At 65.9% G+C, this 19,152-nt stretch carries 17 protein-coding genes and 2 pseudogenes; 1 reads left to right on the top strand and 18 read right to left on the bottom strand.

Features of this window, described 5'->3' with window-relative positions; genetic code table 11:
• Positions 1-20: 20 nt before the first annotated feature.
• The 10 genes from ACFLEY_RS41365 to ACFLEY_RS41410 form a co-directional block, all read right to left on the bottom strand.
• On the bottom strand, positions 21-1,634 hold the full coding sequence (locus ACFLEY_RS41365; protein ID WP_060912876.1) for an ABC-F family ATP-binding cassette domain-containing protein: 1,614 nt from the start codon (positions 1,632-1,634) through the stop codon (positions 21-23).
• A gap of 163 nt (positions 1,635-1,797) precedes the next feature.
• The gene (locus ACFLEY_RS41370) at positions 1,798-2,145 is read right to left on the bottom strand and encodes a RidA family protein (protein WP_060910227.1); all 348 of its coding nucleotides are present in this window, start codon (positions 2,143-2,145) and stop codon (positions 1,798-1,800) included.
• 15 nt (positions 2,146-2,160) lie between these two features.
• Positions 2,161-3,282 (bottom strand): FAD-binding oxidoreductase, encoded by a 1,122-nt coding sequence (locus ACFLEY_RS41375; RefSeq protein ID WP_011089925.1) that lies wholly within the window; start codon positions 3,280-3,282, stop codon positions 2,161-2,163.
• Positions 3,279-4,697, bottom strand: coding sequence for an NAD(P)/FAD-dependent oxidoreductase (locus tag ACFLEY_RS41380; RefSeq protein WP_060910226.1), 1,419 nt, complete (start codon positions 4,695-4,697; stop codon positions 3,279-3,281). The genes ACFLEY_RS41375 and ACFLEY_RS41380 overlap by 4 nt, the downstream gene beginning before the upstream one ends.
• Complete coding sequence (locus tag ACFLEY_RS41385; RefSeq protein WP_060910225.1) at positions 4,694-4,990, bottom strand: (2Fe-2S)-binding protein; 297 nt, start codon at positions 4,988-4,990, stop codon at positions 4,694-4,696. The genes ACFLEY_RS41380 and ACFLEY_RS41385 overlap by 4 nt, the downstream gene beginning before the upstream one ends.
• A 27-nt stretch (positions 4,991-5,017) precedes the next feature.
• Positions 5,018-6,154, bottom strand: coding sequence for an FAD-binding oxidoreductase (locus tag ACFLEY_RS41390; RefSeq protein ID WP_060910224.1), 1,137 nt, complete (start codon positions 6,152-6,154; stop codon positions 5,018-5,020).
• 8 nt (positions 6,155-6,162) lie between these two features.
• Complete coding sequence (locus ACFLEY_RS41395; protein WP_060910223.1) at positions 6,163-6,969, bottom strand: ABC transporter permease; 807 nt, start codon at positions 6,967-6,969, stop codon at positions 6,163-6,165.
• Complete coding sequence (locus ACFLEY_RS41400; protein WP_211433650.1) at positions 6,966-7,865, bottom strand: ABC transporter permease; 900 nt, start codon at positions 7,863-7,865, stop codon at positions 6,966-6,968. The genes ACFLEY_RS41395 and ACFLEY_RS41400 overlap by 4 nt, the downstream gene beginning before the upstream one ends.
• Entirely contained in the window at positions 7,862-8,899 is a 1,038-nt protein-coding gene (locus tag ACFLEY_RS41405) for an ABC transporter ATP-binding protein (RefSeq protein ID WP_060910221.1), read from the bottom strand. Before ACFLEY_RS41405 ends, ACFLEY_RS41400 begins: the two co-directional genes overlap by 4 nt.
• A gap of 23 nt (positions 8,900-8,922) precedes the next feature.
• On the bottom strand, positions 8,923-9,957 hold the full coding sequence (locus ACFLEY_RS41410) for an ABC transporter substrate-binding protein (RefSeq protein WP_396604417.1): 1,035 nt from the start codon (positions 9,955-9,957) through the stop codon (positions 8,923-8,925).
• Positions 9,958-10,233: 276 nt separating this feature from the next.
• Between ACFLEY_RS41410 and ACFLEY_RS41415 the strand changes: the two are divergent.
• Positions 10,234-11,131, top strand: a pseudogene (locus ACFLEY_RS41415) (LysR substrate-binding domain-containing protein).
• 210 nt (positions 11,132-11,341) lie between these two features.
• Here ACFLEY_RS41415 and ACFLEY_RS41420 read toward each other — a convergent pair.
• From ACFLEY_RS41420 to ACFLEY_RS41455, 8 genes and pseudogenes are all read right to left on the bottom strand, one after another.
• Positions 11,342-12,715: an amidohydrolase family protein gene (locus ACFLEY_RS41420; RefSeq protein WP_060910219.1), complete on the bottom strand. Its 1,374-nt coding sequence runs from the start codon at positions 12,713-12,715 to the stop codon at positions 11,342-11,344.
• Positions 12,712-14,295 carry an ABC transporter substrate-binding protein gene (locus ACFLEY_RS41425; RefSeq protein ID WP_161536575.1) on the bottom strand — a complete coding sequence of 528 codons (1,584 nt, stop codon included), beginning with the start codon at positions 14,293-14,295 and terminating at the stop codon, positions 12,712-12,714. The genes ACFLEY_RS41420 and ACFLEY_RS41425 overlap by 4 nt, the downstream gene beginning before the upstream one ends.
• Positions 14,296-14,335: 40 nt before the next feature.
• Positions 14,336-14,992 (bottom strand): aspartate/glutamate racemase family protein, encoded by a 657-nt coding sequence (locus ACFLEY_RS41430; RefSeq protein WP_060910218.1) that lies wholly within the window; start codon positions 14,990-14,992, stop codon positions 14,336-14,338.
• A gap of 8 nt (positions 14,993-15,000) precedes the next feature.
• Positions 15,001-15,885: a polysaccharide deacetylase gene (locus ACFLEY_RS41435; RefSeq protein ID WP_060910217.1), complete on the bottom strand. Its 885-nt coding sequence runs from the start codon at positions 15,883-15,885 to the stop codon at positions 15,001-15,003.
• Complete coding sequence (locus ACFLEY_RS41440; RefSeq protein ID WP_396604418.1) at positions 15,872-16,687, bottom strand: ABC transporter substrate-binding protein; 816 nt, start codon at positions 16,685-16,687, stop codon at positions 15,872-15,874. Before ACFLEY_RS41440 ends, ACFLEY_RS41435 begins: the two co-directional genes overlap by 14 nt.
• A gap of 16 nt (positions 16,688-16,703) precedes the next feature.
• Positions 16,704-17,468 carry an amino acid ABC transporter ATP-binding protein gene (locus tag ACFLEY_RS41445; RefSeq protein ID WP_011089939.1) on the bottom strand — a complete coding sequence of 255 codons (765 nt, stop codon included), beginning with the start codon at positions 17,466-17,468 and terminating at the stop codon, positions 16,704-16,706.
• A gap of 10 nt (positions 17,469-17,478) precedes the next feature.
• Positions 17,479-18,318 (bottom strand): annotated as a pseudogene (locus tag ACFLEY_RS41450) (amino acid ABC transporter permease); the annotation flags it as partial.
• A complete protein-coding gene (locus ACFLEY_RS41455; RefSeq protein ID WP_060910215.1) occupies positions 18,315-19,142 on the bottom strand; it encodes an ABC transporter substrate-binding protein in 828 nt (275 codons plus the stop codon). The gene ACFLEY_RS41455 and the pseudogene ACFLEY_RS41450, both read right to left, overlap by 4 nt.
• Positions 19,143-19,152: the final 10 nt, after the last annotated feature.

Genomic DNA, 19,152 nt, shown 5'->3' on the forward strand with positions numbered 1-19,152 from the left:
ATCCGGACGGCGAGGCGGGATCAGAGGATCCGGCCATCGGCGCCAGGCACCTCGGCGGCCAAATCGAGCCGCCGCGTAATTCTTATCGCCTGCAAGAATGCCTCGTCATGACTGACGACGAGCAACGCGCCATCATAGGCCCGCAAGCCCGCTTCGACGGCTTCGATGGACGCGATATCCAGATGGTTGGTCGGCTCGTCCAGGATCAGCAGTGAGGGCGGCGTCGCCCCGCCGAACACGCAAGCAAGACCGGCACGAAGCAGCTGTCCGCCGCTCAGGCTCCCGGCGATCTGCAAGGCAGCGTTGGCGCGAAACATGAAGCGCGCAAGGGCGGCATGGCACTCATTCATGCCCGCCTCTGGATTGAGGCGCCTGAAACTGTCCAGGATCGAGATCGCGGGATCGAGCAGGCTGACCTTCTGGTCGAACAGCGCGAAGTCGGGCTTGACCCTCACCGTGCCCACAAGGGGGCACATCTCGCCGGCAATGAGCTTCAGCAGCGTCGTCTTGCCTGAACCATTTGGCCCGACCACCGCCACACGCTGCGGCCCGACGATCGTGAACGACAGATCCCGCAGGATCGCGCGCTCCGGATGATAGCCGGCGCTGACCCGATCGAGCCAAACCACCTCCCTCCCCGCCGGCAGGTTTGTCGACGGCAATCTCACGGACAACGGCTGGAGAATCTCGACGCGGCGGCGCGCCGTGTCGACGGCATCGAGCGCTTCCGCGCGCCGCCGCTCGGCAACTTGCGCCGTCTTTCCGCCGGCGTCCTCGCTGCGATCCTTGCGCGCGCCGGCCAGGATGCGCGGCATGTCGCCCTTGGCACGCTTCTTCCTGCCGCCGCTGTCCTTGCGCGCCTTCCTCTCCACAGCCTCCTGCGCCTTGCCGTCGATCTCGGACAGCCGCTTCTCGGCATAAGCAAGGTCGTGCCTGACGGCAGCGAGCTCGACGGCCTTCTGCTCGCGGTACCTGCTCCAATTGCCGCCGTATCGCGTTGCTCCGAGCGACGTCAACTCGACGATCGCGTCCATGGTTTCGAGCAGGCCCCGATCGTGGCTGACGACGATCGCGCCGCCGCGCCAAGCGGCGAGGAGATCGATCACGGCCTTGCGCCCGTCCCGGTCGAGGTTGTTGGTGGGCTCATCCAGCAGCAGGAAGTCGGGCTCGGCGAACACCAGCGCGGCAAGACGAACCCGCGTCGTCTGGCCGCCGGACAGGCAGGACAGCTCCGTATCGGGGGCAAGATCGAACCCGACGCGCGCCAGCGCGGACGCGAGCCGTGCTTCGAGAGTCCAGTCGATCGCGGCGATGTCGTCGGCGGAGGCATCGCCCCGCGCCGCACAGCGCAGCAGCTTCAGCGCTTCCCGCACGCCGAACAGATCGGCCACGGTCGCGCCCGCGCGCAGTTGAACGTCCTGGCGCAGCAGGCCGACGGTTCCGTTGGTCAGAATGCGCCCCGACGTGGGAACATGTTCCCGGCAAATCGACGCCAGCAGCGTCGATTTGCCGACGCCGTTGCGGCCGACGAGACCGGTTCGCTCGGCCGCGAATGTCAGATCGATATTGGAAAAAAGAGAACGGCCGTCAGGCGTGGACAGCGACAGGTTCGACAGGATGATGGAAGCAGGCATGAAATTCCCCGTGAGCAAGGCGGATCGGCGTTGCGGTCGGGGTGAAATCCATGGCTGCGAAGTTCCTGATCGAGATGCCTCTAACTAGTCCGGAAGGCGAGCAAGATCAAGCCAAGGGGACGACAGCGCGTCGTGCGCTGCCGTCCCCCGTCGGCGGATGCCGTCAACCCTTGAGGGCGGTGACCACGACTTCGATCAACGCGCTGCCGCCGAGATCGGCGACGCCGACGGTGGCGCGGGTCGGCAGATTGTCGCCGAAGAACTCGGTCCAGGCCGCGTCCATCTCCTTCTTCTTGGAAAGATCCGTGACGAAAATCGAGGCGCTGACGACGCGGCTCTTGTCGGTGCCGGCGTCTTTCAGATAGCCGGCGATCTTGCCGAGAATATTGCGGGTCTGATCGCCCATGGAAACCGACGTGTCGTCGGCGATGGTGCCGCCGAAGAAGACGAAGCCGTTGGCCTCGACGGCGCGGTGCATGATGGGCGTGCGGATGCTGCGGGTGATGCTCATGATGTCCTCTTGTTGCTAGAGCGTGGAAGGGTGGAAACGGTCGATGCCGAGATCACCGATGCGTGTCTGGGTGCCACCGTTGACGATCAGCTCCGCCATCACGGCGCCGGCGCCGGGACCGAGCTGGAAGCCGTGCAGCGAGAAGCCGAACTGGTGATAGAGACCCTTGTGCCGCGAACTCGGCCCGAACACGGGGATGTCGTCCTTCATCTTGGCCTCGATGCCGGCCCAGGCACGAACGATCGTCGCGCTGCGCATCACCGGAAACAGCTCGAACACGGTGCGCGCGCTGATCGCGAGGCTCTTCCAGTCCAGCACCGTCTCATTGCGGTCCTGATAGGGCGTCGCGAGATGCCCGCCGCCGATCAGCACGGTGCCGTTCGAGAACTGCTTGAAGGACAGCTTGCGGCCACGCAGGATCACGACGGGATCGATGAAGTGCGGCACGCGCGAGGTGATCATCAGCATCGGGGCCACGGTCTCGACCGGCACCGGCTCGCCGAGCGCGGCGGCGATCTTTCCAGCCCAGGCGCCGGCTGCGTTGACCAGCACCGGCGCGGCATAGGTGTCGGAGCCGACATCGACATACCAGAGGCCGTCGCTGTAGCGGATGTTGCTGGCCGCCACGCCCTCGCGCACGGTCGCGCCGAGCTGTTCGGCCTTGCGGCGGAACGCGGTCGTCGTTTGCGCAGGATTGGCCGCGCCGTCACGGCGCGAGACCACGCCGCCGGGGCAGGTCTCGGCCACCGCAGGCACGAGGCGGCGAAGTTCGGTGGCGTCGATCAGCTCTTCATGGGTGAAGCCGAGCGCGTTCAGCTCGGCGACGCGCGCGCGGCAGACCGCGAGCTCGTCCTCGTTCTCGGCGACCAGCACCTGGCCGTGGCTCTCGAAGCTGCAATCGTCGTCGAGGAGGTCGGTGATCCTCTCCCAGATCCCCATCGAGCGGATCGAGAGCGGGATCTCCGGGACGTGCCGCGCAAGCTGGCGCACGCCGCCGGCATTGACGCCGGAAGCATGCCGGCCCGCATAATCCTTCTCGATCAGCACCGGCTTCAGGCCGGCGAGGCACAGATGCAGCGTGGTCGAGCATCCGTGGATGCCGCCGCCAATGACGATCGCATCCACGTTTCCAGTCATCCGCGCACCACGGCCTTGACGTCGTCCTCGGTCTTGGGAACGGCGGCAAGCTCGGCGAGCGTGATCGGCTTCACCGGCGCGCGCAGCCGGTAATAGCCGATCTCCTGCGGGCTTTTACCCCGCGCCTGCGCCATCAGCTCGGTGACGGTGAGGCCGCAGAGCCGGCCCTGGCACGGGCCCATGCCGGTGCGGCGGTAGGCCTTGAGCTGGTTCGGCCCGGTCGCGCCGATCGCGACGGAATCGAGAACGTCCTTTGCAGTGACCTCCTCGCAGCGGCAGACGATGGTATCGCCCGAGGGAATGCGGAACTGCGGCGCCGGGCGGAACAACGTGTCGAGGAAAGCGCGGCCGCGCTCGGCCTTGGCGAGATCGGCGCGGAGCGTCGCCATCGATGCGAGCTTCGCGGCAGCCGCGGGCGCCAACGCTTCCACCGCCGCGCGCGCCGCAATGCGGCCGCGGACCACGGCGGCATTGGCACCGCCGATGCCGGCGCCGTCGCCGGCGATCGCGATGCCGGCGACCGACGATGAGCCGTTCGCGTCGAGCACCGGCGACCAGCACAATTGCAGCTCGTCCCAGCGATGCTCGACACCGGCCGCCATCGCCAGATTGACGTTGGGCACGACGCCCTGATGCAGCAGCAGAAGATCGACGGGAAGCGTCTCGCGCTTGCCGCCGGCGACATAGCTCACATTGGCAAGCTGGCCGTCACCCGACGCGGTGAGCTCCGTGACGCCTGTGACGACCTGCACCTTCGCCTTCACCTCGCGCATCATCGACAGGCCCTTGGCGAAATAGGGCGAGGTCAGGAAGGCGAAGGCGTGCGGCAGCGCCGCGAAATAATTGCCGCGCTCGGTGGTGTCGAGGATGCGGTCGATGCGGCCGCCAAGCCGCAAGATCTGCGCGGCGAGCCGCCAGAGCAGCGGCCCCTGCCCCGCGATCACGGTGCGGCCATCGGGCACCAGCGCCGATGACTTCAGCATGGTCTGCGCGGCACCCGCGGTCATCACGCCCGGCAACGTCCAGCCGGGAATCGGGAACGGACGCTCCAGCGCGCCGGTCGCCAGGATCACGCGCTTTGCCTTGACGAAGGCCGAAGCACCACCGACGGAGACGGCGATGTCGAGATTGCGATCGAGGCTCCAGACCATCGCACGCTGAATCACTTCCGCATTGCTCGCGCGCAGTGACTGCACGAGATCGGCTCCGACCCAATAATCGGCGCCGAGCTGGTTGCGGTCGGTCACGGGTGTCGAGGAGATCGCACGAAATACCTGACCGCCGGGGCCGATATTCTCGTCGAGCAGCAGCGTCGACAGGCCGGCCTCGGCCGATGTCGCGGCAGCGGCGAGGCCGGCGGGCCCGGCGCCAATCACCACGACGTCGTAATCTTCGCGCTTGGGAGCCACAGTCATCTTCCGATCTCCCGCTTGCCCTTCTGGATCTCGATCTGCATGCCCTCGGCAACGGCCACGATGCAGCCCTGCCGGTTGCCGACCCCGTCGATGGTGACGAGGCAGTCGAAGCACACGCCCATCATGCAGTAAGGCAGACGCGGCGCGCCGCTCACCGCGGTGGAACGCCGTGCATCCTGGCCGGAGGCCAATAGCGCGGCGGAGACGGTGTCGCCCTGGCGCGCCGCGACGGCAACGCCATCGACGAAGATCTGCACTTGCGGGCGTTTGTCCTGTTCGGATCGTCTAAACATGGGATGCCTCTTGGCTCCTTGATATCTCTAGTAGCCGCTGTTGTTCGCAGCGCCATCGCCGCCAAAACGGCTCGCGGAGAACGCGCCGACCAGCTCCGGCTCGAGCGCGCCCTGCGCCACCATGCGCGCGATCTCGAAGGCGTGGTTGGAGGCGAGTGTCACGCCGGAATGGCAGCAGGCGACGAAGGCGCCGGGATGCGTTTCCGACTGGTCGTAGATCGGAAAGCCGTCCTGCGGCATGACGCGGATGCCGGCCCAGCTTCTGATAACGTTGAGCCGCGACAGATGCGGGAACATGCGCTGCGCGCGATCGGTCATCACCGCGCTGATCGAATGCTTCAGCATGCGATCGTCCAGCTCGTCCTCCTTGCTGTCGCCGATCATCACCGTGCCCTCGTCGGTCTGGCGGATCGTGGTCAGCGGATGCGGCAGGAACGGCATGGTGCGTTCGGTCACCACGATCTGGCCGCGGGTCGGGCCCATCGGCGCGTAGAGGCCGACCATCGGCGCGAGCGTCTGGTTGGCATTGCCCGCGGCAAGCACGACCTTGGCGGCACGAAGCTCGCCCTTCGGCGTGGTCAGGCGGAATTCGCCGCCGCTCTTGCTGATCGCCGAAACCGGCCGCTCCGGAAGATAATCGATGCCGAACGCCATAAAGCCGGAGTGGAAGGCGCGGAACGTGCGCAGCGAATTGACGTGGCCGTCGAGCGGACAATAGCTGCCACCGGAAACTTCCGGCCCGATCAGCGGCAGCGCCTTCTTCACCTCGGACGCCGGCAGCATCTCCATCTTGTAGTCGGCGGCGCCGACCTGGTTGTGCATGCGCTTGACGAGCTCGGTGCGCTGGCCGAATTCGTCCTCGCCGAGGGTGAGATGGAAGCCGCCATTTTGTTGAAGCGAGACATCGAGGCCGGTCTGCTGCTGCAGCTCGGAGGCAAGCCTGCCCCATGCCTGCGACGCCTGCACGGTCCACACCGTATAGGCCGGCATGCCCAGGCCCTTGCTCTGCACCCAGACCAGCGCAAAATTGGCGCGCGAGGCGCGCTTGGTGATGTCGCCTTCGTCGAGCACGGCGACCTTCTTGCCGAGGCGGCCGAGGCCCCAGGCAATGGCGGAGCCGAGCAATCCGCCGCCGACGACGGCGACGTCGTATTCTCCTGACATGAGTTCTCCTATCGTCCCGTATCGCCCTTGCCGGCGAGCACACGGTCGAGCCCGTAGAAGCGGTCGAGCAGAATGAGGGCGGTCATGGTGATCGCGATCACGCAGGCCGAGACCGACGTCACCAGCGGATCGATGTTGTCCTGGATATAAAGGAACATGCGCACCGGCAACGTCTCGGTGCCGGGCGCCGCGAGGAAGACGGTCATGGTGAGATCGTCAAAGGACTGGATGAAGGCCAGCGCCCAGCCGCTGATGACGCCGGGCAGGATCAGCGGCAAGGTCACGCGGCGGAACAGCGTCCAGCCGCCGGCGCCGAGCGAGACCGCCGCCATCTCGACCGAAAGATCCATGCCGGTCGCGGCCGCAAGCGTCAGCCGCAGCGCGAACGGAAACACGATGATGACATGCGCGATGATCAGCGCCGCGAAGCTGCCGCCGAGGCCGGCGGAGGTGAAGAAGCGCAGGAAAGCGATGCCGAGCACGACATGCGGGATCATCAGCGGCGACAGGAACAGCGCCGCCAGCGCATCACGGCCGCGGAAGCGATAGCGCGCGATCGCGAGCGCCGCGGGCACCGCGAACAACAGCGCCACGAGGGACGACAGCGCGCCGAGCCCGAGGCTGACCCAGAAGGCGTGGATGAATTCAGGATAGTTCGCGATGGTCCTGAACCAGCGCAGCGAAAAGCCGTTGGTCGGCAGCGACAAGAAGCCTTCGGGTGTGAAGGCGACGAGGCAGACCACCAGGATCGGCGCCACCATGACGATGACGAAGATGGCATGAAAGATCAGCGCCAGCGGGCCGTTCCGTCTCATCGGAACACCTCCGCGTAACGCCGCTCGATCAGGGCGTTGCTTCCGATGACGATCAAGACCAGCGCAACCAGCAGCAGCGTCGCGACAGCCGCACCGAGCGGCCAGTTCAGCGTGTTCAGGAACTCGTCATAGGCCAGCGTCGCCGCAACCTTGAGCCGACGGCCGCCGATGATCGCGGGCGTCGCAAAGGCGCTGGCCGAGAGCGAGAACACGATGATCGCGCCCGACAGCACGCCCGGCATGATCTGCGGCATGATGATGCGGCGAATAGTGGTGATCGGACCTGCGCCAAGCGACATCGCGGCGTTCTCGATCTGCGGATCGAGCCGCTGAAGCGCGGCCCACACCGACAGCACCATGAACGGCATCATCACATGCGCCAGCGCGATCACCATGCCGGTCTCGGTGAACATGAAGGGAATCGGTGCACGGATCAGCCCGGCCGACATCAGGAGCTTGTTGACGAGCCCGTTGTTGCCGCCGAACAGCAGCGCCCAGCCGAGCGTCCTCGCCACCACCGAGATCAGCAGCGGTCCGAGGATCACGAGCAGGAAGAAGCTCTTCCAGCGTCCGCTCATGCGGTTGAGGATATAGGCTTCGGGCGCACCTAGCAGGGCCGTGAGGAGAGTCGTCAGGATCGCGATGCGAAACGTCCGCCAGAACATTTCGGCGTAGTAGGGATCGGTCGCGATCTCGTGCCAGTTCTTCAGGATGAAGACCGGCTCGATGCCCTTGTACTGGCCCCAATCGTGGAACGACAACATCACGGTCATCGCGAGCGGAATCAGTAGCACGCCGACGAACAGCATCAAGGCGGGCGCGGAGAGTACCCATGGCGCGCGTGCGATGCGCGCATCGGCGGCCCCCGGCGGAGCCGTGTCTGCGACCGCACTCATGCGGCAGCTCCGCGCACGCTCATGTCCTCAGGTCGCCAGGCAAGACGAACGGTCTCGCCTTCGGCCGGCTGTGACTGGCCGTCATTCTGGCGGATCACGATCGCAGGACCGCATTCGCTGTCGCACTGGAACAGCCAGTGATTGCCCTGGAAAATGCGCGTGACGATCTTTGCGCTGAGGCCCGCATCGCCAAAACCAATTCTTTCAGGGCGAATGCTGACGGTGACGGGACCGCTGAGGCCAACTGGTGCCGGCGCGCTCCAGGAGCCCGCCACCAGCTTCGCGGGCGCCGTGGCCCGATCGATCGTCGCGGCAAAGTCGTTGGTCTTGCCGAGAAACTGCGAGACGAAGGCCGAGGCCGGCTTCTCATAGGTCTCCTGCGGCGTGCCGATCTGCTCGATCTTACCCTGGCTCATCACCACGATGCGGTCGGACAGCGACATCGCCTCGTTCTGGTCGTGCGTGACCAGGATCGTGGTGGTGCCGATGGTGCGCTGGATCTGGCGCAGCTCGATCTGCATCTCCTCGCGCAGCTTGGCGTCGAGGTTCGACAGCGGCTCGTCGAGCAGCAGCACGCTCGGCTTGATCACCAGCGCACGCGCCAGCGCCACGCGCTGTTGCTGGCCGCCGGACATGCGGCGCGGATGGCGATCCTCGTAGCCGGCGAGGCCGACCATCGCGAGCGCAGCGCGAACGCGCTCGGCCCTTTCGGCGCGCGGCACCTTGCGCATCTCGAGGCCGAAGGCGACGTTCTCCGCCGCGGTCATGTGCGGAAACAGCGCGTAGCTCTGGAACACGATGCCGAGGCCACGCCTGGCCGGATGGATCGCGGTCAGGTCCTTGCCCTCGAGGCGAATCGCGCCGCGCGTGGGATCGAGGAAGCCCGCGATCATCTGCAAGGTCGTGGTCTTGCCGCAGCCGGACGGGCCGAGGAAGGAGATGAACTCCCCCTTCCCCACGGACAGACTGAAGTCATCGACCACAGTCTGTGCTCCGAACTGCTTGGCGACCCGATCGAGCTCGAGATAGGCCATGACGCTGTCTCCGCCGCGAACGATTAGCGTTCGACTTCGCGATTCCAGCGCTTGGTCCACTCCTCGCGCTTCTCGTTGATGACCGTCCAGTCCGGATTATAGAGCTTTGCCGCGCGCTCGCCGATCGGCGCCATCTTGCCGAGCTCCGGCGGGATCACCAGCGATTTCAGCACCGGGCCATAGCCGTAGTCCTTGAGCATCACGAGCTGGATTTTTGGATCGAGCAGCATCTTGACGAAGCTGGACGCGAGCGGCGAAGCGTTCGGTTTGGTGATCGGACATGCCGTCGTCAGCAGCGTCGCCGCGCCCTCCTTCGGGTAGACGAAGTCGACGGGGAAGCCGGTGTTGGCGAAGCTCTGCACACGGCCGGTGCCCCACACCGCGATCACGGCCTGGCCGGACTGGAACAGCTCGGTCATCTTGCCCGGCGACGGCTCATAGGCGAGCACGTTCGGGTTGATCTGCTCCTTGAAGATCTTGAAGCCGGAATCGACGTTGGACTCGCCGCCGCCGTTCATCTTCGACAGCATCACCAGCGCTTCGAGACCGTAGGTGTTGTTGATCGGCGGGATGACGAGCTGCTTGGCGTATTTCGTGCCCTTCAGGTCGTTCCACGAGGTCGGCGGCGCCCAGCCTTTCTCGGCAAACACCTTGGTGTTGTACATCAGCCCGGTCGCGACGATGCCGATCGCTACAGCGCGATCGTCCTTGAAGCGGGCGGTGTCGTAGAGATCGGTGGGCAGGCCCTCGAGCTTGCCGCAGAAGCCGAGCTGGATCGCCTGGTACATCGGGCCGTCATCGACGATGGCGACGTCGATCTGCTGGTTGCCCTTCTGCGCCTGAAGCTTGGCCAGCGTGTCGGTGGAGTTGCCGGCGACGTATTCGACCTTGACGCCGTTCTCCTTCTCGAAGGCCGGGATCACCTCGTCGCGAATGGTCTTCTCGAACGAGCCGCCATAGCCGGCGACATAGAGCGTTTTCTGCTGGGCCGAGGCGGCCGAAGAGGCGGCAACGAGAGCCGCGATGCTGACCGCTGTCAGAAGGCGAAAAGTCTTCATGTGGACCGATCTCCAATACCGGAATGAGGTGACGCGCCGACGTGTCTCGCTGACTGAAGCGCCTTCCGCATCTCCTTCCGCGCAAATTCCTCCCCGATCAGGGCTCCGGCCACCGTTCGGCGGGTTTTGGCGCGATCTGGAGGTCCAAACCCCTCCAATCTGCCGAAAAAGCGGGCTGTCTCCAGTCCTGATGAAAAAGATCGCAAACCTATACTTCCATCGTCCAATGAATAATGGCACCCTCTGCATGCCTAAATGTTATGAATGGAATTTGGTATGGCGCGGATCAATTCGCGGCAGGTGGAGGCCTTCCGCGCGACGATGCTGACCGGCAGCGTGACCGAGGCGGCGGCGCTGATGACCGTGACGCAGCCGGCGGTCAGCCGGTTGCTGCGACCTCCAGGCGCTGTTGAAAATGGAGCTGTTCGAGCGGCGCGGTACCGGCCTCGTACCGACTGCCGCGGCGATGGCGCTTTACACCGAGGTGGAGCGCTCCTTCGTCGGACTCGAACGCATCACTGCCGCGGCCGAGGAAATCCGCGGCCGCCGCACCGGGTCGTTGCGGATCGCCGCGCTGCCGGCGCTCTCCAACGGCTATCTGCCGCGGCTCGCCGGGCATTTCCTGAAGGAGCGCCCCAACCTCAACCTCGCCTTCTTCGGTGTGATCTCGCCGATCGTAGTCGACTGGGTGCTGAACAATCAGTGCGACATCGGCTTTGCCGAGGTGCCGATCGCCCATTCCGGCCTGCCGAGTCTGCGGCTGCCGGCGCTGGCGCGCGTCGCGGTGCTGCCGACCGGTCATCGCCTCGCGGAGAAGGAAGTCTTGGAGCCGCGCGATTTCCAGGGCGAGACGTTCATCTCACTGTCGGCGGGATCGTCGAGCCGGCACCTCGTCGACCAGGTCTTCCATCGCCATGATGTCCGCCGCGTGCTCAGGGTCGAGACCACGCTGTCGGAGATCATGTGCGGCATGGTGTCGTCAGGACTTGGCGTCGCAATCTGCGATCCCTTCACCGCGCAGGAATTCTCCACCCGCGGCGTCGTGGTGCGCCGCTTCCTGCCACGCATCGACTTCGAATTCTCCGCTGTCTTTCCGGCGCAGCGCAGCCCCTCGCCGGTGGCGCTGGATCTGGTCGAGACCATGCGCAAGGCGCTCGCGGAGTTTGAGGATTAGAATACCTTTGGATTGAAACGATTTGGGGATTGAAACGATTTGGCCACAGGCTCGCTGCAACCTCTCCCGCTTGCGGGGGAGGTCGGCGCGAAGCGCCGGGTGGGGGCTCTCTCCACACGGGGAGTGTCCCTGTGTGGAGACAACCCTCTCCCCTGCCCTCTCCCGCAAGCGGGAGAGGGAGCGCACCGTCTTCGTAGCACCGGCAGCCTCTCAGCCGTTGAACGCCGCCTGCGCCTCCGGCAGGTCCCAGATCTTGCCGATCGCAGCGCTGCCGGCGGCGGTGATCGCCGCTTCGTCGGCGCCGAGATAGCGGCCGCCTTCAACCAGCACGCGGCCGTCGACTATGACCTGATCGATATTGGCGCGGTTGGCGAGCGCGATCAGCGCGCGACGCGGATCGAACAGCGGCTGGAGATGCGGATGGGTGAGATCGACCACCGTGAGGTCGGCGGTCGCGCCCGGCTCGATCCGGCCGAGGTCCGGCCGCTTGACGACGTCGGCGGCGACCGCCGTGTTCGCTTCGATCAACTCCGGTGAATTGGCGACATCGGCGCGCTTGGACGTGATCTTGGAGATCAGCGAGGCCGCATTGAGTTCGCCGAGCAGATCCATGTTGTAGCCGTCGGTGCCGACCACGGTGCGCACGCCGTGCTCGGCGAAGCGGCTGAATGCGGCGGTGACGCCGGCACGCGCGAACACGCGCGGGCAATTCAGCACGGTCATGCCGCGCGCGGCCATCAGCTTGAGATCGTCGTCGGTGCTGAACATGCAATGCTCCGCCATCAGGTCGGGCGCGAGCAGGCCGAGCCAGTCCAGATACTCCGCCGGCGTGCGGCCGCCATAGCGCTTGCCGATGGTCTCGACCTCGCCGCGGCTCTGCGCCATGTGGGTCGTGATCGGCACGCCGAGCTCGCGCGCCCGCGCCGCGCAGGCCTTGAGCAGATCGGGGCCGCAGGTGTCGGTGGCGTGCGGGCTCATCGCGAGGCTGATGCGGCCGTCGCCGCGATTGTTCCAGCGCTGATAAAGCGCATCCCACGTCGCCATGTCGGCGGCACCGTCATCGCCGGAGTACTGAACCACACCATCCGAACCCGCCTTGGCGTCGGAGGTGGAGAACAGGTAGGGCGCGCCGTAGAAGCGGATGCCCATCTCTTCCGCCGCGTCGAACATCTCGGGGATCGAATTGCGGAACGGCTCCATCACCGTGGTGGCGCCGCCCTTGAGGAGCTGGAGGATGCCGAGCCGTGCGACCGCCATGCGCTCTTCCGCCGACAGGATATCCGCACCGCGCTTGGTGAGCGGCAGCAGCACCGTGTAGACGATGCTTTGATTGTTCTTGCGACCGTTGCCGTCCTCGCTGTGGCTGCGCGCCACGGCTTCAGAGAAGCAGTGATTGTGCAGGTTCAACAGGCCCGGCAGCACGAAGCGGCCGGGCCTGTCGTAGACCTCGTCCGCGCTCGGCTTGTCGCGCGTGACCGCGGCGATCTTCTTGCCTTCGACCAGGACCCAATGGTCGCGCAGCACATCCTGCGCGCCGTCTTTCCGTGACAGCACATAGCTGCCGAAGATTGCGATCGTGCTCATGCGGGGCGTACGTTCCAGAACACGGCGGTGCCGTCGAGAATGCCGGTGATGGCCTTGCGATAGGCGGTCGGCTGCTTGTACAGGCCGATCGGAATATAGGGGATTTCCTCGAACGCCACCGCCTGGATCTCGCGGCAGATGCGCTGCTGCTCGGCGAGCTCGGAGGCCGCCAGCCACTGGCTGCGCAAGGCCCCCATCTTCTCGCTCGCGTACCAGCCGGCGACTTTGCCTTCGCCGCGGATGTTGGTGTTGCCGGCCGGATTGAGCCAGTCGATGCCCTGCCAGTTGCCGACCGCCGCGCTCCAGCCACCCTGCGGAAGCGGGTCCTTCTTGAGCTGGCGCTGCAACACGACGGCGAAATCAAGCCCGGCATATTCGACGTTCATGCCGGCCTTGCGCAAGGAGTCCACGGCGATCTCGCCGAGCGGCTTCTGCGCCAGCGAGTTGGTGGGGACGAGCAGGACGATCTTCTCGCCATTGTAGCCGGCGGCCTTCAGATCCGCCTTCACCTTGGCGTAGTCGCGCGGGCCGCGGAAGACGTCGAGACCGACCTCGCTCGCCATCGGCGTGCCCGGAGCGAAATAGCCGATGGGCGACACCTGGAAGGCCGGATCGGTGCCGGCGACCGCCGTCATGAAGGCAGACTGGTCGATCGCGCCCAGCAGCGCGCGGCGGACGGCGGGATTGTCGAACGGCGGCTGGAGATGATTGAGGCGCAGCATGCAGGCATAGCCGCGGGGATCGAGGATGCGCGTGTCGATATCGCCGGCGGCCTTGATGATCGGCAACAGGTCGTGCGGCGTGGTCTCCTGCCAGTCCTGCTCGCCGGTCTGGAGCGCGGCGACGCCGGTGCCGGCATCGGGCGTCGTGGTCCAGACCACGCGGTCGTAATGCACGATCTTCGGGCCGGCCGTCCAATCCGGCTTGCCGTCGGTGCGCGGTTGGTAGCGCTCGAACTTGGCATACGCATTGCGGGCGCCCTGCACGCGCTCGTCGGCGAGGTAGCGGAACGGGCCACTGCCGATGACCTCGGTGAGCGGCTTGAACGGGTCCTGGCTCGCCAGCCGCTCCGGCATCATGAAGCAGGCGTTGATCGCGGCCTTGCCGAGCGCCTGCGGCAGCAGCGGGAACGGACGCTTGAGGCGGAAGCGGATGGTGCGGTCATCAGTGGCCGAGAGCTCGGCGGTCGCCTCCATCAGCTCGCCGCCAAAGCCGTCGCGCGCCGCCCAGCGGCGGATGCTGGCGACGCAGTCGCGGGCGAGCACACGCTCGCCGTCGTGCCAGAACAGGCCGTCACGCAAGGTGAGATCCCATTGCAGCCCGTCACCTGAAATCGTGTGACCAGACAGCATCTGCGGCGAGACCTGGAGCGAGGAGCTCATGCCATAGAGCGTGTCGTAGACCATGAAGCCATGGTTTCGCGACACCTGCGCGGTCGAATAGATGGGATCGACGAAGGCGAGATCGATAACCGGGATGAAGCGCAGCGTGGACTGGGATTCGGCGCGGACGATGCCCGGCAGCGAGAGCGCCGGCATTGCAGCGGCGGCCTTGAGGAGCGAGCGGCGAGAGATGGGCATTACGGGAGGCTCCTCAAGAGATCGAACTTCATCATTCGTATTACGTGTTCAACAAAACCGCGCCGATCGCAGCGGCCACCGCCTGCTGCGCCGGCTCGACCACGGGCACGCCGATCGCATCCGCGATTGCCGCGCGGTGGGAGGCCATGCCGGCGCAGCCCATCACCACGACATCGGCGCGGCACTGCGTAACCAGCGCGCGCCCGGCCTCGATCAAGCGGCCGCGGATGTCCGCGCCTGCCGTCTCCGCCGCGCTCGCGCCGACCGACCAGCTTCCGGCATAGCGGCTGTCGACGCCCATCACGCGCGCCATGCGCTGCTGGCGGCGGATGCTCGACGGCGACAGCGCGATGATGCCAAAACGTTCGCCCAGCATCAGCGCGCGAAAGATGCCGCATTCGGCGATACCCAGCACCGGGCGGCCACCGGCCGCCTCACGCACCGCATGCAGGCCGGGATCGCTGAAGCAGGCGAGCACGAAGGCATCCGCATCGTCGCGCGTGACGCGATTGACCAGCGGCATGACCACGCTGTCGGCATCGCGCTGCGAGCTGATGCCGGGCGGGCCCTCGGCAAGGCCGACCACCTCGATGTCAGGCCCGCCAACGATCCGCAGCGGCGCGACCGCGTCGTCGATCGCCGCCGTCACCGATGCCGAGGAGTTGGGGTTGATGACGAGGATACGGCGGCGGGTCATGCTACTGCTCAGCGGTTGCCGGCTTCGTGGCGCAGGAAGTTTTCCGCGATCTTCTCGCCGGTGGTGATCCAGACGTCGGGGCAGGACTTTGCGTAGGTCAGGAACTCGCGCAGCAGGCGCAGTCGCATCGGACGGCCGCTGCATTGCGGATGCAGCACCGTCGTCACCATCGCGCCCCAGTCGCGCACCTCGTCCAGCTCGTCCTTCCAGAGCGAGAGCACGTGCTCCTTGGGGAAGATATGGCGCGGGCTGAAGCGCGCGGACAGGCCGTGCATCCAGTCGTCATAGCTCGCGGTCACCGGCAGCTCGATCGTGCCGGGCTTGCCGTCGGCGAGACGATGGCGATAGGGCCTGACGTCGTCACGGAACGATGACGTGTAGACGATGCCGTGCCGCACCAGCGCAACTCGCAGCTCCTCGGTGAACTCGCCGTAAGGCGCGCGATAGCCGGTCGGCCTGACGCCAAGCCGGCGCTTCAGCGCCTCGAAGCCACGCTCCAGCTCCTCCTCGATCCAGGGATCGCCGGGATCGGGCAACAGATGATGATAGCCGTGATGGCCGATCTCGTGGCCTGCCTTCAGAATCGATTCGGCCATCGCGGGATGCGCATCGACCGACCAGCCCGTGACGAAGAACGTCGCCTTGAGATCGAGCTGGTCCAGCAGCTCCAGCAGCTTCGGCGTGCCGACGCGCGCCTCATAGCCGCCATAGCTCATGGTGATGAGCCGCTGCGCATGCACCGCGTCCTTGCTGGTCCAGGCGCTCTCCGCGTCCACGTCGAACGACAGGAACATCGCCGACTTGTGTGGCTTCGGCCAGGGATAGTCCGGTGCGGGATCCGCGGTGTTGGCCGGAACGAGCGGGATGCTCTTGAGTGCCTTACTGTCCAGCATTGATGGTCGCCTTCTGTATTGCGTTGTCGCTCAATTTCCACTTCGCCAGCAGCGTACGATAGGTGCCGTCGGCGATCAGCGCATCGACGGCCTCGAGAATGGCCTGCTGAAGTGCCTTTTCCTTGACCGGCAGCGCGATGCCCGTGAACTGCGTCGCGAAGGGATCACCGACCGGCGCATAGGTGCCCGGCTCGAGGTCCATCAGATAGGGCAGCGTCTCGTTGCCCTGCACGGCGGCATCGATACGGCCCTGCCTGAGCTGCGTGCGTGCATCGGCCGAGCCGTCGGTGCCGACGAACAGGACGGGATTGCTGCCGCAGTTCTTCTGGCTCCACTTGTCGATCTCTGCGGGAAACATGGTCCGGCGGCTGGCGCCGACCTTCTTGCCGCAGAGCGCAGCCATGTCCTTGAACTCGGACGCGCGGGACTGCTGCACGAAGAATTTTGGGCCGCTGCGCAAATAATCGACGAAGGACGCGATCTCGTGCCGGCTCGCATAGTCGGTGAAACCGGACAGGATGGCATCCACCCGCCCCGTCGAAATCGACGGCATGAATTCGGCAAAGCTGGTCTCGGTCCATTCGATCTTCACACCAAGCTTGCGCCCGAGCGCCTCGCCGAGATCGATGTCGAAGCCCGTGAGCGCGCTGGTGGCGGGATCGCGGAATTCCATCGGCGGATAGTTCGGCACCAGCGCCACCTTGAGGCTGCCGCGCTTTGCGATGTCAGGCGGCAGCTCGATCGCCAACGCCGAAACAGTCATAGCGCCCAAGAACGCCGCCGTAGCCAAAAGCCTCTTCATCACCACACCCCCAATATCAAATCACTGCCGAAAGAAATGCCTTGGTGCGCTCCTCGCGCGGCGTACCCAGAACGTCCGAGGCGCGACCCTGCTCGACGATCGCGCCCTGGTCCATATAGACGACGCGGTCGGCGACCTCGCGCGCGAAGCCGAGCTCGTGCGTCACCACCATCATGGTCATGCCGCTCTTCGCCAGTTCCTTCATGACCGCGAGCACCTCGCCGACGAGCTCGGGATCGAGCGCGCTGGTCGGCTCGTCGAACAACATCAGCATCGGCTTCATGGCGAGGGCGCGCGCAATCGCGACGCGCTGCTGCTGGCCGCCGGAGAGCTGCGCGGGATACGAGTCCGCCTTGGCCGCCAGCCCGACGCGACGGAGCAGTTCGAGCGCCTCAGTGCGCACTTCGTCGGCTTTACGCCCCTGCACCTGGGTCGGGCCCTCGGTGATATTCTCCAGCGCGGTCTTGTGCGGAAACAGGTTGAAGCGCTGGAACACCATGCCGGTCTTCAGCCGCTGCCGCCCGATCTCCCGCTCGGTCAGCCGATGGAGCCGCCCGCCCTGCTCGCGCACACCCAAAAGCTCGCCGTCGAGCCAGATGCCGCCGGCATCGATCGCGGCCAGCTGGTTGATGCAGCGGAGCAGCGTGGTCTTGCCCGAGCCTGAGGCGCCGATCAAGCACATCACCTCGCCGGGCCAGACGTCGAGCGAGACGTTTCTGAGAGCCTGGAACTCTCCAAAGTTCTTGCTGACGGAGCGGATCGCGACGAGGGGTTTTGTCATCGCGCCAGCCGCTGCCGCGTGCAAAACGGCGTTCGAGCAGCATCTGAAGCGGGGTCAGGATCGAGACCACGAGCAGGTACCAGAGCCCGGCGACGATCAAGAGCTCGATGACGCGGGAATTCGCGTAGTAGATGTTCTCGGCGTTATGCAGCAGCTCCGGATACTGGATGACGCTCGCGAGCGAGGTCGCCTTCACCATGCCGATGAACTCGTTGCCGAGCGGCGGGATCACCACGCGCATCGCCTGCGGCAGGACGATCCGGCGCAGCGCACGCAGCCGCCCCATGCCGATCGCCTGCGCTGCCTCATATTGCCCGATGTCGACCGACAGCATGCCGGCGCGCATCACTTCGGAGGTGTAGGCGCCCTGGTTGATGCCGAGCCCGAGCAGCGCGGCGAGGAACGGTGTCATGACGTCGACGGCGCGCGCGCTCCACAGGCCCGGGATGCCGATGGTCGGAAACACCAGTGCGAGGTTGAACCAGAGCAGCAGTTGCAGGATCAGCGGCGTGCCGCGAAACAGCCAGGTGTAGCCGGCGGCCACCGTCTTCAGCACCGGGTTGGGCGACAGCCGCATGATCGCCACGACGATGCCGAGAAAGATGCCGAGCATCATCGCCAGCACCGCCATCACCATGGTGTTGACGATGCCTTCGAGGATAACCTTCACGGTCAGGAAGCGGCTGACATAGGACCATTCGATCTGACCGTTCGCAAACGCGCGCACGATCGCCGCCAGCACGAGGACGATCAGGGCCGCGCTGAGCCAGCGGAACCAGTGCGGCTCGCGCGCGATCCGCATCCCCGACAAATCAGGGAAACCCTCCGCGAGTGCCGGCGCCGGCTTCATTGCGGCGCCGCGTTCAGCATGGGCTGGGCGACCGCATTGGCGCCAAGGCCCCATTTGTCGAGAACCGCCTTGTAGGCGCCGTCAGCGATCATCGCCGTAAGCTTCTCGGTCACCACCTCGCGCAGGGCCGCATCGTCCTTGCGGAACATGATACCCTGGTAGCCCTTGGCGAAGGCCTCACCGACAACGCGGTATTTGCCGGGCTCCTGCGTCTGCGCGTAAGGCAGCGTCTCGCTGCCCTGCACGGCGGCGTCGATGCGGCCCTGCTTGAGCTGGTTGCGGACGTCGATCGAGTTCTCGCCCGGCACGTACTGGATCGCCGGCTTGCCGGCCGCCTCGCAGTTCTGCTTGCTCCACTTCTCGATCTCGACCGGGAAGCTGGTGCTGCGGGTGGTGCCGACCTTCTTGCCGCAGAGATCGGTCGCCGCCTTCGCCTCGCTCTCCGCCATCACGAAGAACTGCGGGCCGGTCTGGAGGTAATCGACGAAATCGGCGGTCTCGCGCCGCGAGGCGCGGTCCGAGATGCCGGAGATGATGAAATCGGCGCGCTTGGTCTGGAGCGAGGGGATCAACTCGGCGAACGGCGTCTCGCTCCAAACGATCTTGAGGCCGCCGAGCCGCTTGGCCAGCTCGTTCGCAAGATCGATGTCGAGCCCGACCAGCTCGTTGGTCGCTGGGTCGCGATATTCCATCGGCGCGTAGGTGGAGTTGACCGTGAGCTTCAACGCGCCCGCCTGCTTGATCTCCGCCGGAAGCTCGGCCGCCTGCGCCGACGTCACGGCAGCCAAGGCTGCTAGGCTGAGAAAATGCGAGAGGCGTGTCATGTCAGCTCCT

It is taken from the genome of Bradyrhizobium sp. YCK136 (assembly GCF_044570075.1).
Lineage (GTDB): Bacteria > Pseudomonadota > Alphaproteobacteria > Rhizobiales > Xanthobacteraceae > Bradyrhizobium > Bradyrhizobium diazoefficiens.